14 protein-coding genes and 1 tRNA gene are annotated in these 13,801 nt (G+C 73.8%); 11 read left to right on the top strand and 4 right to left on the bottom strand.

Annotated elements, in window-relative coordinates; all coding sequences use genetic code 11:
- Positions 1-123: 123 nt before the first annotated feature.
- Positions 124-1,494, top strand: coding sequence for a divisome protein SepX/GlpR (gene sepX / locus ACZ6AA_RS20500; protein WP_471459305.1), 1,371 nt, complete (start codon positions 124-126; stop codon positions 1,492-1,494).
- A 70-nt stretch (positions 1,495-1,564) separates the two neighbouring features.
- Positions 1,565-1,638, top strand: a tRNA-Ala gene (locus ACZ6AA_RS20505).
- 130 nt (positions 1,639-1,768) lie between these two features.
- On the opposite strand, the gene ACZ6AA_RS20510 is transcribed toward ACZ6AA_RS20505, so the two are convergent.
- A complete protein-coding gene (locus tag ACZ6AA_RS20510; RefSeq protein ID WP_468462163.1) occupies positions 1,769-2,152 on the bottom strand; it encodes a hypothetical protein in 384 nt (127 codons plus the stop codon).
- A 362-nt stretch (positions 2,153-2,514) separates the two neighbouring features.
- On the opposite strand from ACZ6AA_RS20510, the gene ACZ6AA_RS20515 reads away from it, so the two are divergent.
- Entirely contained in the window at positions 2,515-3,339 is an 825-nt protein-coding gene (locus ACZ6AA_RS20515) for a winged helix-turn-helix domain-containing protein (protein ID WP_471459307.1), read from the top strand.
- Between the two features lie 60 nt (positions 3,340-3,399).
- Here ACZ6AA_RS20515 and ACZ6AA_RS20520 read toward each other — a convergent pair whose 3' ends face one another.
- Entirely contained in the window at positions 3,400-4,296 is an 897-nt protein-coding gene (locus ACZ6AA_RS20520; RefSeq protein WP_471459309.1) for a sigma-70 family RNA polymerase sigma factor, read from the bottom strand.
- Between the two features lie 86 nt (positions 4,297-4,382).
- Here ACZ6AA_RS20520 and ACZ6AA_RS20525 point away from each other — a divergent pair, with 86 nt between their 5' ends.
- From ACZ6AA_RS20525 to ACZ6AA_RS20535, 3 genes are read left to right on the top strand one after another with little or no spacing between them, the layout of a single operon-like run.
- The gene (locus tag ACZ6AA_RS20525; protein ID WP_471459453.1) at positions 4,383-5,132 is read left to right on the top strand and encodes an FMN-dependent NADH-azoreductase; all 750 of its coding nucleotides are present in this window, start codon (positions 4,383-4,385) and stop codon (positions 5,130-5,132) included.
- 28 nt (positions 5,133-5,160) lie between these two features.
- Positions 5,161-5,637, top strand: a complete 477-nt coding sequence (locus tag ACZ6AA_RS20530) for a hypothetical protein (protein WP_471459311.1) — start codon at positions 5,161-5,163, stop codon at positions 5,635-5,637.
- 6 nt (positions 5,638-5,643) lie between these two features.
- Complete coding sequence (locus ACZ6AA_RS20535; protein ID WP_471459313.1) at positions 5,644-6,882, top strand: ATP-binding protein; 1,239 nt, start codon at positions 5,644-5,646, stop codon at positions 6,880-6,882.
- On the opposite strand, the gene ACZ6AA_RS20540 is transcribed toward ACZ6AA_RS20535, so the two are convergent.
- Positions 6,879-7,358: a GNAT family N-acetyltransferase gene (locus ACZ6AA_RS20540; RefSeq protein ID WP_468462153.1), complete on the bottom strand. Its 480-nt coding sequence runs from the start codon at positions 7,356-7,358 to the stop codon at positions 6,879-6,881. The two genes, ACZ6AA_RS20535 and ACZ6AA_RS20540, sit on opposite strands and share 4 nt — an antisense overlap.
- A gap of 83 nt (positions 7,359-7,441) precedes the next feature.
- On the opposite strand from ACZ6AA_RS20540, the gene ACZ6AA_RS20545 reads away from it, so the two are divergent.
- Both ACZ6AA_RS20545 and ACZ6AA_RS20550 read left to right on the top strand, forming a co-directional pair.
- Positions 7,442-8,233 carry an exodeoxyribonuclease III gene (locus tag ACZ6AA_RS20545; RefSeq protein WP_471459315.1) on the top strand — a complete coding sequence of 264 codons (792 nt, stop codon included), beginning with the start codon at positions 7,442-7,444 and terminating at the stop codon, positions 8,231-8,233.
- 139 nt (positions 8,234-8,372) lie between these two features.
- A complete protein-coding gene (locus ACZ6AA_RS20550) occupies positions 8,373-9,464 on the top strand; it encodes a DUF6528 family protein (protein ID WP_471459317.1) in 1,092 nt (363 codons plus the stop codon).
- A 45-nt stretch (positions 9,465-9,509) separates the two neighbouring features.
- Here the strand turns inward: ACZ6AA_RS20550 and ACZ6AA_RS20555 are convergent, their stop codons facing one another.
- Entirely contained in the window at positions 9,510-10,160 is a 651-nt protein-coding gene (locus tag ACZ6AA_RS20555) for a MerR family transcriptional regulator (RefSeq protein WP_468462209.1), read from the bottom strand.
- A 206-nt stretch (positions 10,161-10,366) separates the two neighbouring features.
- Between ACZ6AA_RS20555 and ACZ6AA_RS20560 the strand changes: the two genes are divergently transcribed.
- Genes ACZ6AA_RS20560 through ACZ6AA_RS20570 form a run of 3 tightly spaced genes read left to right on the top strand, consistent with a single transcriptional unit; the run spans position 10,367 to position 13,745 of the window.
- A complete protein-coding gene (locus ACZ6AA_RS20560; protein ID WP_471459319.1) occupies positions 10,367-11,914 on the top strand; it encodes a flavin-containing monooxygenase in 1,548 nt (515 codons plus the stop codon).
- The gene (locus ACZ6AA_RS20565) at positions 11,911-12,870 is read left to right on the top strand and encodes an alpha/beta fold hydrolase (RefSeq protein ID WP_468462146.1); all 960 of its coding nucleotides are present in this window, start codon (positions 11,911-11,913) and stop codon (positions 12,868-12,870) included. The genes ACZ6AA_RS20560 and ACZ6AA_RS20565 overlap by 4 nt, the downstream gene beginning before the upstream one ends.
- Positions 12,867-13,745 carry an SDR family oxidoreductase gene (locus ACZ6AA_RS20570; protein ID WP_468462144.1) on the top strand — a complete coding sequence of 293 codons (879 nt, stop codon included), beginning with the start codon at positions 12,867-12,869 and terminating at the stop codon, positions 13,743-13,745. The genes ACZ6AA_RS20565 and ACZ6AA_RS20570 overlap by 4 nt, the downstream gene beginning before the upstream one ends.
- The last annotated feature ends 56 nt before the right edge of the window (positions 13,746-13,801 follow it).

The following is a 13,801-nucleotide window of genomic DNA, read 5'->3' on the forward strand; positions in this document are numbered from 1 at the left end:
CGGTGCCGCGTCGGCCTGTTGATCGCATCAGTCACAAAAAAAGTTCGAGATATCAGCCAGATCGTGCGACACACCGGCTCAATTGGCGGATGGCCTCGACAAAACCCCTCTACCGTGTGAGGCGTGAGCAGCAGCGGCCTCATCTACGCAGTCATCGTCGGGGCCTGGGCCGCCTACTTGGTGCCGATGTGGCTCCGTAGGCAGGACGAGCTCAACGAAGCTCGTCCGACGGAACGCTTCAGCACCGCCATCCGGCTGCTGTCCGGACGGGCGGGAATGGAGCGCCGGTACGCCAAGGACCTGCAAGCGCGCTCGCCTGAGGAGGAGGAGTCGCGCAGCGACCCGGACGCCGTGACCGACTCGGTCGACGTCCGGGCCTTCGCCGTGCCTCCGGGCGCGGAACGCGAGGGGCGCGCCACGGACTCCCGCGGCCGTCCCCCGGCCGCCCGGCCCCAGGCCCGCGCGTCCGCCGCCGAACAGGCCAGGCCCGGCGCGCAGGCGCGCGTCGGCGCGCGCCCGGCGGCCAAGCAGGGGTCCGGGCAGGGGCAGGGGCCCGGGACGGCCGGGGGCTCCGGTGTGGAGCGGGGCCAGGGTCAGGGACACGGGCAGGGCCAGGCGCACGGGCAGGGGCAGGCGCACGGGCAGGGCCAGGCGCACGGGCAGAGTCAGGGCCACGGGCAGAGCCAGGGGCCGTCCGCCGCAGCCAGGCGTGCCGCCGCTGCCGACGCCGCCGCGCGTGCCCGGCGCACGAAGGTGCTCGCGCGCCGTCGCCGCACCACAGTGATGCTGTTCCTCGCGTTCACGGTCGGCACGATCATCGCGGCGGTCGGCGGCTTCGCGTTCCTGTGGGCGCCCGCCGTCCCGGCTGCGCTGCTGAGCGCGTACATCGTCTATCTCCGTCGCCAGGAGCGGCGCCGCTTCACGTACACGATGGACCGGCGCCGGGCCGAGGCCGCCGCGCGGCGGCTGCGCGAGCGGCAGCCGCGCGGGCGCGAGGCGAGCCCCGAGCCCGCCGCCGAGGAGCCCGCACCGGAGCCGGAGACCGGTCTGTCGGCGCTCGCCGCCGACCGCCGCGCCCTCGTCGAGCAGACCGACCACGCCGAGTGGGTCGACCAGCAGCGCGAACGCCAGCACGGCCCCGGCCGCGCCGACAGCTGGGACCCGGTCCCGGTGCCGCTGCCGACGTACGTGACGGCGCCGGTCGCCCCCCGCGCCCCCGGCAGCGTCGACCTGGGCGCCCCCGACACCTGGAGCTCGGCCCGGTCCAGCACCGCCGAGCCCGCCGCCGACCGCGGGCCGGTGCCCGAGGCCGCGGCGCCCGCCGACGAGCAGCGGGCCGACGGCGGCGAGGGCGACGAGGGCGGAGCCGACGGCGGCCGCAGCGACGCCCGCCGCGCGGCTTCCGCCCGCCGCTCCCGCGAGCGCGGCCGCACCCCGCTGTTCGACCAGTACGACGACGGCGCCGACGGGCGCCCGCGCGCCGCCAACGAGTGACGGGTCTGACCAGCACGGGAACGGATTTCCAAGCACCCGGATGGGGATGCTAGAGTTTCACTCGTTGCAAGGGCCTGTGGCGCAGTCCGGTAGCGCACCTCGTTCGCATCGAGGGGGCCAGGGGTTCAAATCCCCTCAGGTCCACTGCACAACCGTTCTTGAGGAAGCTCAAGTCGGTGACAGAGATCCCGTCCGATCACTTCGATCGGACGGGATCTCTGCGTATCTAAGCCAGTTTCAAGGGCAGTCGGGTGGGCGCTGCCCCCGTGCTCGGTCAGTAGGCGACCGTCCCGCCCACGTCGCGGTTGAACTTGAGGTAGAACTTCGTCCCGTTGAGGACGTCCTTGGCCGCGATTCCCCACTGGCCGGCCCGGATGGTCGTCGGGGCGTTGCAGGCGTGGTTCTTCCAGCAGGTCCGCACGCTGACCGTGGCGTTGGGCTTGATGTTGATGTCCGCGCAGTTGGCCGTCGTGTAGGCCCAGTTCGGGTACTTGGGCCACACCTTGTTCGCCGTGGTGAAGGCCTTGCCGCTGCCGTAGCAGGACTGGGCCGTCGAGGGCGCCGCGGTGGCCGCCCCGGTGGTGACTGCGGCTGCTCCTCCGGTCATCAGGAGCGCCGCGGTCACGATGCCGGCGGTGCGGAAGGAACGGGTGCGCATGGATGTCCCCCGGTTTCTTCTCGTGGGCTACCCCGTGGTTCTGGTCGTGGGGTGCGCCGGTACGTCCGGCGCCGGGTCCCAGCCTGCGCGCCTCCGGCGGCGGCACTCGACGTGATTCGGCCTGGACCGAACAACGGCATTCCCGGAGGATCGTCTCGAACTGTGTCGTACGGGGGGCGGGCAGCCGTGGTCTACCGCATGCACTTCACGGTCGACGATCTGGCGCGGACACGGGTGCTGCCGCGCGCCCTGCCGCTGATGGAACTGGGGCGGCCGTCCGCACCCTTCAACAGCGCGGTCACGCGGTGCGCTTCGATGCCTGGCGGCGTCGCGCCCTGGCCGGACTGCGTCCGGAGGCCCGGATGGTTCTCGAACTGATCCGGGCCAACCGCTGGGCACCCGACTTCCTCACCCGCGCCGAGACCGGCACTCCGGAGGAGGCGCTTGAGCGGGTACGGGCCACGCCGCGCGCACGGATCCGCGGTGACCTGGCGCAGGTGGCAGCGGACTGGCCCCTCCCGGCCTGGGCCAGGAACCTGGCCGACGACCGCGACCTGTTCCAGCGGCTCTGCGACAGCCTGGAGCACACGTACACCGTGCTCCTGTCGCCCTACTGGCCGCAGATCACCAGCAGCGCCACGGCCGAAGGGGGAATGAAGGCGCGGCAGGCGCTGGTCGGCGGCATGGAGCACCTGCTCACCTCCGCGAACCCCCAGCGCGTCCGCTGGAACGCTCCCGTACTGGAGGTCACGATGGCCCATGGCCTCGACGGCGACCTGCTCCTCGAAGGCCGCGGCCTCCTGCTCGTCCCGTCCTACTTCGGACCGCGGTGGTCCGCCGTCTGCACCGCCGCCGCACCTCAGCCCGTGCTGACCTATCCCGCCCACAGCCCCGAGGGCGCGCGGCCCCTCCCCGCTCCGCCCCCGCACGCCGAGCACTCAGGAACAGGGTCGGCGGCGCTGTCCGCCCTGCTGGGGCACACCCGTGCCGCCGTCCTCACCTCCATCGGGGAACACCCGGGGTGCTCCACCAAGGAGCTCGCCCTCCTGGCCGGGGTCACGCCTCCCACCGCGAGCGAACACGCCACCACCCTGCGCTGTGCGGGACTGGTGCACACGGCCCGACAGCGCAACACGGCTCTCCACACGCTCACCGCGCTCGGCACCGCCCTGCTCGACTCCCCGTAGCGTTCGCCGGTCCGATACGTCGGTTCGGCCGGGGCCGGCGGTCGGCCCGTTCCCGGGATCTCAGTCCGGGAGCACGGCGAGGGGCAGGCCGCGCAGTCGGGACGGGGCCGAGACGACCTCGTACGACGTGATCCTGCCCGACCTCACCGTGAGGGTGAGGGCCAGGAGGAGGCGGCCGCGCGGGGCGACGACGATGCCGGGGGTGCCGTCGAGCAGGAGCACGGCCGCGTGCCGGGCGTTGCGGGTGAGCAGGACCGTCTCACGGGCCACCGCGTCGGCGCCGTGGATCTCGGCGGCGGTGCCCGGCGGGAGCGCCGCCGGGTCGGCGCGGCGGACGACGTCCGGGGCGAGGACCGCGAGGAGGGCGTCGAGGTCGCCGCCGCGGGCCGCGGCCAGGAAGGCCTCGACGGCCCGCCGGTGCCCGGCCGGGTCCGCCTCCGGGACGGCCGGGGTGCCGCGCACCTTGCCGCGGGCGCGGCTCGCCAGCTTCTTCGCGGCCGCCGGTGAGCGCTCCACGATGGCCGCGATCCGGTCGAACGGCACGGCGAAGGAGTCGTGCAGCACGAAGGCGACCCGCTCCGCCGGGCCCAGGGTGCCGAGGACCACGAGCAGGGCGCGGCCCACCGACTCGATCAGGAGCGCCTCCTCCTCGGGGGTGTGCGCGTCGGCGGCGGCGATCTGGTCGGGGACCGGGCCGCCGACGAAGTCCTCCCTGCGGGTCGCGCGGGTGCGGAGCATGTCCAGGCAGACGCGGGAGACGACGGTCGTCAGCCAGGCCGGCAGGTTCTCCACCGGCTCGGGGCGCCCCGGGGCGTGGGCCGTGCGGCTCAGGCGCAGCCAGGTCTCCTGCACCGCGTCGTCCGCCTCGTGCAGCGAGCCGAGCATGCGGTACGCGATGCCCCGCAGCCGCCCGCGCTGCGCCTCGAAGCGGTCCGCCAGTGCGGCCGGCTCGTCCATCGGTCACCTTTCCACGTCGTGCTCCGTCACCTCCTTGACGTACCGGACCACAGGGATGTGACAGGAGTTGAGTCGACGTGAGCGACATGGGTGACACGGAGATAGGTGGCACAGAGGACGTCAGGGGCGGCCTTCTGCACCTGGACTCCAGCGCCGATCGGCGCGGGGAGTCCGTGACGCGGACGCTGGGCGGGCTGTTCGCGCGGAGCTGGCGGGAGCGGTACGGGGACGCCGGGTACCGCTACCGGGACCTGGTCGCCGAGCCGGTGCCCCTGGTGGGGTCCGGCTATGTCGCGCTCGGGACGCGCGCGGAGCGGCAGGGCGCCCTGCCGCTCGCGAAGGTGGCCGCGCTGGCCGGGGGCGCCGACGAGGAGCGGGAGTGGGCGCTGACGCTGCCGCTGGTCGAGGAGGTGCGGGCGGCGGGGACCGTGCTGATCGGGGTGCCCATGTACAACTTCGGGGTGCCCGCGGCGCTGAAGGCGTGGATCGACCGGGTGTCGTTCCCGGGGGCGTACACCGACCCGGACAGCGGGCGGCCGCTGCTCGGCGGGACGCGGGTCGTGGTGGTCGCCGCGTGCGGCGGTGGCTACGGGCCGGGGACGCCCCGCGAGAGCTGCGACTTCCAGGTGCCCTACCTGCGGGCGTACTTCGCCGCTCTCGGGGTGCCCGAGGAGGAGCTGCACATCGTGCGGGCCGAGCTGACGCGGGCCGGGGACATCCCCGGGCTCGCCGCGTTCCAGGACCTCGCGGCGGACTCGCTCGCGGCGGCGCGGGCGGCGGTGGCCGAGCTCGCCGTACGCCCTTACGGCGGGCGCCCGGCCGCTCTCCACATGTGAGAAATGGTGTGATCGATACATTTGGGGCATGTGGAGCAGCCCCGGCAGCCCCGGCAGGACCGTCGCCGCCGTCTGCGGCACGGCCCTGACGGCCGCGCTCGCCGGTGGCTGCGCCGAGCACGGCGGCCTGTACGTGGAGGGGCCCGCGCTGCGGCCCTCGCGGATCAGCGGGCCCGTGTACGTGGCCGACGCGCTCGGCTCGCCGCTCCAGAAACCGGCCGTCATCGGGCTCACCGACGACGTCGCGATGTCCTCGCTGCGCTGGAAGGGCTGGGGCGGGCCCACCGCGCGCGCCACCGGGAGGCTGAGCGGCACCTGGTGTCTGCCCGGGTGCTCGCGGGAGCCGTACGCCGCGACCCTGACGCTCAGCGGGGTGGAGCGGCAGGACGCGGCCGCGTACGCCTACCGGCGGGCGACCGTCGAACCGGACCGGCCCGAGGCGCTGCCGCCCGCCGCCGTGAACGTGCAGTTCCAGGGGATCCGGCTGATGGTGCCGGAGTTCTGAGCCGCCATGGGGCTGCGGACGAAGATCGGGATCGCCATCGCGGGCACGGCCGCCGTGGTGTCGGTCGTGATCGGTCTGCTCGTGCACCACCGGACGGTCGAGGCGCAGTACGCGAGCGCCCGCAGCCAGGCCAGGGACCGGTTGCAGACCGCCGTCCAGGACCATGCCGCCGGGATCGACGGCGACCGCACGCTGATCGACCCGCCCGATCTGCCGAGGCCCCTCGCCGACGCCGTGCGGCGGGGCAAGTGGGGCAGCTATCTCGACTGGAGCGGGAAGGTGCCGCAGATGTGGGCGGCCAGCCCGTACCGCGACGAGGTCGTCGCCCTGAAGCGGCCCTACGAGCGGGAGGCCGGGACCGTCCGCGACCTCGACCGGGTGCTGTGGATCTCCGGCGCCATCGGGACCGCGCTCGCCTGTGTCGCCGGGCTGCTCGTCGCCACCCGGCTCGGGCGGCGGCTCACCGCGTCCGCGGACACCGCGCAGCGCATCGCCGACGGGGATCTGACCGCGCGCCTTCCGCTGCGCGGCCAGGACGAGATCACCAGGCTGACCGCCGCCGTGAACACCATGGCCGACGCGCTCGCCGGGCGGCTGCGGGCCGAGCGCGAGGTCACCGCCAACATCGCGCACGAGCTGCGGACGCCGGTCGCGGGGATGGTCACCGCCGCCGGGCTGCTGCCGCCCGGGCGGCCCGCCGAGCTGGTACGGGAGTCCGCCGCGCGGCTGCGGGAGCTGGTCGACGACGTGATCGAGGTGGCGCGGCTCGACGGGGCGGGGGAGGAGGTGCGGGCCGAGGTGTGCGGGGTGGGGGAGGTGGCGCGGCGGGCTGTCGCGGGGGTGCGGGGGGCCCAAGGGGGCACCGCGGGCGGGGTGCGGGTGGAGGTGGTGCGGGACGCCTCGGTCGAGACCGATCCCCGGCGGGTGGAGCGGATTCTGGTCAACCTCGTCAGCAACGCGCTGCGGCACGGGCGGGAGCCGGTGGTGGTGGAGGTCGACGGGGGTGTGGTGCGGGTGCGGGACTCCGGGGGCGGGTTCCCCCAGGGGCTGCTCGCGGGTGGGCCGCAGCGGTTCCGCACGGGGGCGGAGGGGACCGGCCTGGGGCTCGGGCTCACCATCGCGGTGGGGCAGGCGAAGGCGCTGGGGGCTTCGCTGCGGTTCGCCAACCCGGCGGGGGGCGGGGCGCTGGCGGAGCTGGACCTCACGGGGGCCCTGCTCCGCCCCGGCCCACCGGACCGGCCCTAGCGCAGGGGCTTGGCGAAGCAGCGGCTCAAGGGGGTGTCGCGGTAGTAGCCGAACTTGGGGCAGGGCTCGTAGGCGGTGGAGGTGTAGAGGGCTATGGCCTCGGGCTGCTTGGTGCCGGTCTCGAGGACCATGCGGGTGCGGCCCGCCTCGCGGGCGTCGGTCTCCAGGGCCGCCAGGATGCGGCGGGCGAGGCCGAGGCCCCGGGCCTCCGGGGTGACGTACATGCGCTTTATCTCGGCGTCCCCGTCGGAGTACCCCTCGCCGTTCCGATCCATTGCGCGCCAGCCGCCCGTGGCCAGCGGGGTGCCCGCGTCGTCGTACGCGATCAGGTAGAGGCCGTACGGCGGCTTGAACATGGCCGGGTCCAGCGGGGTCGCGTCGCCCTCGTCGCCGTAGCGCTCGGCGTACTCGAGCTGGACGCGGTCGTTGAGCTTGACGGCGTCCGGGTGGTCGAAGGCGACGGGCTGTATGTTCATGCTCTCCATCGTACTTCTATGCAGGGCCGTGGGGGCGGCCGTGGGATTCCGGGCGGCTACCAGTGTGCCGGTATCGTGCCGGGATGCTCACAGTGACCAGCGTGAATGTGAACGGCCTGCGTGCCGCCGCCAAGAAGGGCTTCGTGGAGTGGCTCGCCGGGACCGGCGCGGACGTGCTGTGCCTGCAGGAGGTGCGGGCCGAGCCGCAGCAGCTGCCGGACGAGGTCCGGGACCCGGAGGGCTGGTACGTCACGCACGCACCGGCCGCCGCGAAGGGCCGCGCGGGGGTGTCGCTGTACACGCGGCGCGAGCCGGAGCGGGTGCGGGTGGGCTTCGGGTCGCAGGAGTTCGACGGCAGCGGGCGGTACGTGGAGGCCGACCTGCCGGGTGTCACGGTCGCGAGCCTCTATCTGCCCTCGGGTGAGGTCGGCACCGAGCGGCAGGACGAGAAGGTCCGGTTCATGGCCGAGTTCCTCGTCTACCTGAAGGACCTCAAGGTGCGGGCCGCCGCCGACGGGCGCGAGGTCCTGGTCTGCGGCGACTGGAACATCGCCCACCAGGAGGCCGACCTCAAGAACTGGAAGGGCAACAAGAAGAACTCCGGGTTCCTGCCCGAGGAGCGGGCCTGGATGGGGGAGGTCTTCGAGGACTTCGGGGCCGACGTGATGCGCGCGCTGCACCCGGACGTCGAGGGCCCCTACTCCTGGTGGTCCTACCGCGGCCGCGCCTTCGACAACGACTCGGGCTGGCGCATCGACTACCACGTGGCGACCCCGGGCCTCGCCGGGCGCGCCGTCAAGGGGTACGTGGAGCGGGCCGCCACGCACGCCGAGCGCTGGTCGGACCACGCGCCGGTGACCGTCGTCTACGAGTAGGCCGCTCGGCGACCGGCGGGCGAAGTCGCGGCCAAAAGTCCGGCGGAGGACTGTCCGGCCGCCGCGTGGCGTGACAGATTGCGGGCGCGCTCATCGTTCATGATGGGCGCGCCAACTGTCGCCCGCACGGGGGTACTTCATGTCTGCCGGTCTTTCCAGGGATCCTTCCAGAGGTCTTTCCAGACGAGGGCTGCTGACCGGCGCCGCGGGTGCGGTGGCGGGCGCGGGGCTCGCGGGCGCGCTGCCCGCGGGTGCGGCGTACGCGGCGTCCACGTCCACTGCCTCGGCTCCGGCCGCCCCCGGCCCCGGCGTCCCCCCGGGCACCCCGCCCGTCCTCGTCACCGAGCAGGCGAGCAAGCGGCTCCTCGTGCTCGACCCGCGCCGCCGCGTCTGGGACCCGGCGGCCGAACCGGGCGTCGTGCGCTGGCAGTTCTCGCCGCTGGGCGACCCCCGCTACCGGGACCTCCAGCCGGAGGCCAGCTGGGTGTACCCGTGCGAGGCGAAGGTGCGGGTGCACCGCAAGCGGACCCTCGTGCTGACCACGGCGTCGTTCGGGTTCGTCGCCGCCGTCGAGTACCCGACGGGGCGGCGCTGCTGGGGCGCGGCGCTCGGCCCCGGCGACGACCTGTTCAACCCGCACAGCGCGGAGATCCTGCCGGACGGCAATGTGGCGGTGGCGTGCAGCTCCGGCGCGCTCGTGCGCCTGTACGCCGCCTCGCTCGGCCCCGACGCCACGCGGTACGCCGAGGACCGGCTCAAGGGCGCGCACGCGCTGCACTGGGACCGCGCCCGGCGGGTGCTGTGGGCGCTCGGCGACGACGACCTGGTGGCGTACGAGGTCGGCGGCACCTCCGCGCGGCCCGAGCTGACGCGGACGTCCGTGACCCCGCTGCCGGTCGCCGTGCCGGGGAAGACCGCGGGCGGGCACGACCTGTTCCCCGTCGCGGGGCGGCCGGGGCGGCTGTGGGTGACGACGAACGCGGCCGTGTTCCAGTACGACCTGCGCCACGGCACCTTCGTCCGCGACTACCCGGGGCACGAGCTGATCGACCGGGCGTCGGTGAAGGCCGTCGGCAACGACCCGCGCACCGGGCAGGTCCTCAGCACCGTGCCGGAGAAGGGCCTGGAGGAGACCTGGTGGACCACGAAGGTGGGCGTGCACCGGCCCACCGGGACGTACACGCTGGTCAACGGGGGGATCTACAAGGCGCGTTGGTGGCTGCCGCGCTGAGATCTCCGTGCTGAGGCTGCCGTGCTGAGGCTGCCGTGCTGAGGCCTATTCCTTGGGTTCGTCGTCCGGCTTCTCGCCCGCGAGCCGCCGGTCGAGGGCCAGCGAAAGCTCCGCCTCCACCACGGCCTTGGCGACCGGCCGCAGCATCTCGACGCCGACGTCCGCGTCGTCGGGGGCGTGCGTGCGGACGACCGTCAGGAACAACTCGGCGAGCGCGTCGGTGTGTTCGCGCACGCGCTGGCCAGCCTCCAGGACCGCGGCGAGCGGGATGCCCTTGCGCACCAGGGTGGTCGAGGCGTCCAGGAGGCGGCGGCTGATGTGGACGATCTCGTCGCCGTCGGTGCCGAGATAGCCGAGGTCCAGGGCCGCCGACAGGTTCTCCGGGGTGACCTCGCCCGCGAAGCGGTCGGCCAGCTCCTCGGGGGTGAGGCGGACCGGGGTCTCCTCCGACGGGCCGTCCATGCCGAGGAGTTCGGCCACGTCGCGGCCCTGCTCGAAGGCCTCGGCCAGCTCCGCGATGCCGTTCAGGGTGTGGCCCCGCTCCAGGAGGGCGGCGATGGTGCGCAGGCGGGCCAGGTGGTGCTCGTCGTACCAGGCGATGCGGCCCTCGCGCCGCGGCGGCGGGATAAGACCGCGCTCGCGGTAGAAGCGGACGGTGCGCACGGTGATGCCGGCCTCCTTGGCCAGCTCGTCCATGCGGAACTCGCGTACGTCTGCCGCGGCTGCCGCGTCTCCCGTGTGATCTGCCACGTGGGCAGCCTATGCCGGGACGGCTGTGCCGCGCCGGTGTCGTACCGTCGGTAACTTTCCCCGCCCGACCCCTACCCATGAGTACGAGGCTGTTCTACGCTCCCCATTGCGCCAGTACTTACTGGCAGGGTCACACCTCGGGAGGCGTCGGCATGGCCGGGAGCGAACGTGTGGAGCACGTGCGGGTGGCGGTGATCGGGTCCGGGTTCGGCGGGATCGGCGCGGCCGTCCGGCTGCGCAGGGAGGGCGTCACCGACTTCGTCGTCCTGGAGCGGGCCGGTGCGGTCGGCGGCACCTGGCGGGACAACAGCTACCCGGGCTGCGCCTGCGACGTGCCGTCCCACCTGTACTCGTTCTCGTTCGCGCCGAACCCGGACTGGCCGCGCACCTTCTCCGGGCAGGAGCACATCTGGGACTACCTGGAGCGGGTCGCGGACACCTTCCGGCTGCGCCCGCACATCCGCCTCGACACCGAGGTCCTGAAGCTGACCTGGGACGCCGACGAACTGCGCTGGCTGATCGAGACCAGCACCGGAAAGCTCACCGCCGACGTCGTGGTCTCCGCCACCGGACCGCTCTCCGACCCCAAGACGCCCGACGTCCCCGGCCTTGACACCTTCCCCGGCAAGGTCTTCCACTCCGCGCGCTGGGACCACGACTACGACCTGCGCGGCAAGCGCGTCGCCATGGTCGGCACCGGGGCGTCCGCGATCCAGATCGTGCCGGAGATCCAGCGCGACGTACGGCGGCTCACGCTGTTCCAGCGCACCCCGCCGTGGGTCCTGCCGCGCGCCGACCGGGCCATCAGCGGCGTCGAGCGCTGGCTGCACCGGCAGTTGCCGTTCACCACGCAGGCGCGCAGGGGCATCCTGTGGGGCATCCGGGAGCTCCAGGTGCAGGCCTTCACCAAGCGGCCCGACGAGCTCGGCCTGATCGAGCGCATCGCCAGGCGGAACATGGAGCGGTCCGTCAAGGACCCGGCGCTGCGGGCCAAGCTGACGCCGACGTACCGCATCGGCTGCAAGCGGATCCTGCTGTCCAACGCCTACTATCCGGCGCTCGCCAAGCCGAACGTCGACGTCGTCGCGAGCGGCCTCGCCGAGGTGCGCGGGTCCACCGTCGTGGCCGCCGACGGCACCGAGGCCGAGGTCGACGCGATCGTGTTCGGCACCGGCTTCCACGTCACGGACATGCCGATCGCCGAACGCGTCGTCGGCGCGGAAGGACAGACGCTGATGGAGTCCTGGAAGGACGGCATGAAGTCGCTGCGCGGCGCCACCGCCGCGGGCTTCCCGAACTTCTTCACCGTCATCGGTCCGAACACCGGCCTCGGCAACTCCTCGATGATCCTCATGATCGAGTCCCAGCTGAACTATCTCGCCGACTACATGCGGCAGTTGAACACCATCGGCGGCCGCACCGCCCTGTCCCCGCGCACCACCGCCGTCGACGCCTGGAACCACCGCGTCCAGGAGCGCATGAAGCGCACCGTCTGGAACACCGGCGGCTGCACCAGCTGGTACCTGGACGAGAACGGCGTCAACACCACCGTCTGGCCCGGTACGACGACGGAGTTCCGCACCGCCACCCGCCGCGTCGACCTGTCCGAGTACGAGGTCGTGCGCGCCCCCGCGGCCGACAACGGCCCCCGGCGCCGCAAGTCCGGCAGGGCGACCACGAAGGCGGAGGCCACCGCATGACCCGGCTCACCCACGTCCGCAGCGGGCCCTACGCGCCGCCCGTCCCCGCGCACGAGCTCACCGCCGTCTCCGCCGACGGGGCGCGCGTCCACGTCGAGGTGCACGGGCCCGAGCACGCCCCCGCGATCGTCCTCGTGCACGGCTGGACCTGCTCGACCGCGTTCTGGGCGGCGCAGGTGCGGGCCCTCGCGGGCGGCTACCGCGTGATCGCCTACGACCAGCGCGGGCACGGGCGCACCGAGGCGCCCCTGGAGGCCGCCGGGTACGGCACCCGGGCCCTCGCCGACGACCTGGAGGCCGTGCTCGCCGCGACCCTCGCCCCCGGCGAACCCGCCGTGCTCGTCGGCCACTCCATGGGCGGCATGACGCTGATGGCGGCGGCCGGTCGGCCGGGGGTGCGCGACCACGCGGCCGCGGTGCTGCTGTGCAGCACGGGCAGCTCGCGGCTCGTCGCCGAGTCGACGGTCCTGCCGCTGCGCGCCGGGGGCCTGCGGACCCGGCTCACCCGTCGGCTGCTGGGCTCGCGGGCGCCCTTGGGGCCCGTGACGCCGATCGCCCGGCGGGTCCTCAAGTACGCCACGATGGGCCCTGGTTCGGCGCCCGAGCGGGTCGAGGCGTGCGCGCGGATCGTGCACGGGTGCCCGCGCGTGGTGCGCTACCGCTGGGCGCACGTCCTGGACGAGCTGCACCTGGACGCCGGGGTGGCCGCGCTGACGGCGCCCACGGCGGTCGTCGCCGGGACCGCCGACCGGCTCACCCCCGTCGTGCAGGCCCGGCGGATCGCGGCCGCGCTGCCGCACTGCCTCGGCCTGACCGAGCTGACCGGCGTCGGGCACATGACGCCGGTGGAGGCGCCCGAAGCGGTGACGCGCGGGATCACGGAACTGGCCGAGGCCTACGTCGTACGACAGCCGGTGCGGGAGTCCGCGCGGCAGCACGAGAGGGAGGGCGCGTGAGCAAGGTGAGCCTGGAAGGGCAGGTCGCGGTCGTCACGGGGGCCGCGCGCGGAGTCGGTGAACTCCTCGCCCGCAAACTGTCGGCGCGCGGCGCGCACGTCGCGCTCGTCGGGCTCGAACCCGACGAGCTGAAGCAGGTCGCCTCGCGGTTGCACGGCGAGGCCGAGTGCTGGCACGCCGACGTCACCGACCACGAGGCGATGGCGCGGGTCGCCCAGGAGGTCAAGGAGCGGTTCGGGAAGGTCGACATCGTCGTCGCCAACGCCGGGGTGGCGAGCGGGGGTCCCTTCCTCTCCTCCGACCCCGTCGCCTGGCGGCGGGTCATCGAGGTCAACCTCATCGGCAGCGCCGTGACCGCCCGGGCGTTCCTGCCCGTCCTCATGGAGAGCCGCGGGTACCTCCTCCAGATCGCCTCGCTCGCCGCGATGACGCCCGCGCCGATGATGACCGCGTACTGCGCGTCCAAGTCCGGAGTCGAGGCGTACGCCCACTCGCTGCGCGCCGAAGTCGCCTACAAGGGCGTGCGGGTGGGCGTCGGATATCTGTCCTGGACCGACACCGACATGGTGCGGGGCGCCGATCAGGACGACGTGATGCGGGAGTTGCGGTCGCGGCTGCCGTGGCCGTCCAACAAGACCTACCCCCTGGGGCCCGCGGTCGACCGGATCGTCGCCGGGATCGAGCGCCGGAGCGCCCACGTCTACGCGCAGTGGTGGCTGCGGGGCATGCAGGGCCTTCGGCCGTATCTGCCGGGGATCATCGCGGGCGTCGGCCAACGGGAGATGCGGAGGTTCGAGCCGAGGCTCGGGGAGGTTTCGACCGGTCTCGTCGGGGCCGGGGGCAGCGCCGACGCGGAGGCCCGCCGGGGGCGGTAGCGCGGGAAACGGGGCCCGCCCGAAGTTCGGGTGAGCCCCGTTCCTGTTCCGCCCGG

The organism is Streptomyces sp. NPDC040610 (genome assembly GCF_055594065.1).

Coding starts and splice junctions, on each gene's coding strand:
- ACZ6AA_RS20510 (WP_468462163.1), bottom strand. CDS start 2,152: ATGCGCACCCGTTCCTTCCGCACCGCCGGCATCGTGACCGCGGCGCTC.
- ACZ6AA_RS20515 (WP_471459307.1), top strand. CDS start 2,515: ATGGTTCTCGAACTGATCCGGGCCAACCGCTGGGCACCCGACTTCCTC.
- ACZ6AA_RS20520 (WP_471459309.1), bottom strand. CDS start 4,296: ATGGACGAGCCGGCCGCACTGGCGGACCGCTTCGAGGCGCAGCGCGGG.
- ACZ6AA_RS20525 (WP_471459453.1), top strand. CDS start 4,383: ATGGGTGACACGGAGATAGGTGGCACAGAGGACGTCAGGGGCGGCCTT.
- ACZ6AA_RS20530 (WP_471459311.1), top strand. CDS start 5,161: ATGTGGAGCAGCCCCGGCAGCCCCGGCAGGACCGTCGCCGCCGTCTGC.
- ACZ6AA_RS20535 (WP_471459313.1), top strand. CDS start 5,644: ATGGGGCTGCGGACGAAGATCGGGATCGCCATCGCGGGCACGGCCGCC.
- ACZ6AA_RS20540 (WP_468462153.1), bottom strand. CDS start 7,358: ATGAACATACAGCCCGTCGCCTTCGACCACCCGGACGCCGTCAAGCTC.
- ACZ6AA_RS20545 (WP_471459315.1), top strand. CDS start 7,442: ATGCTCACAGTGACCAGCGTGAATGTGAACGGCCTGCGTGCCGCCGCC.
- ACZ6AA_RS20550 (WP_471459317.1), top strand. CDS start 8,373: ATGTCTGCCGGTCTTTCCAGGGATCCTTCCAGAGGTCTTTCCAGACGA.
- ACZ6AA_RS20555 (WP_468462209.1), bottom strand. CDS start 10,160: ATGGACGAGCTGGCCAAGGAGGCCGGCATCACCGTGCGCACCGTCCGC.
- ACZ6AA_RS20560 (WP_471459319.1), top strand. CDS start 10,367: ATGGCCGGGAGCGAACGTGTGGAGCACGTGCGGGTGGCGGTGATCGGG.
- ACZ6AA_RS20565 (WP_468462146.1), top strand. CDS start 11,911: ATGACCCGGCTCACCCACGTCCGCAGCGGGCCCTACGCGCCGCCCGTC.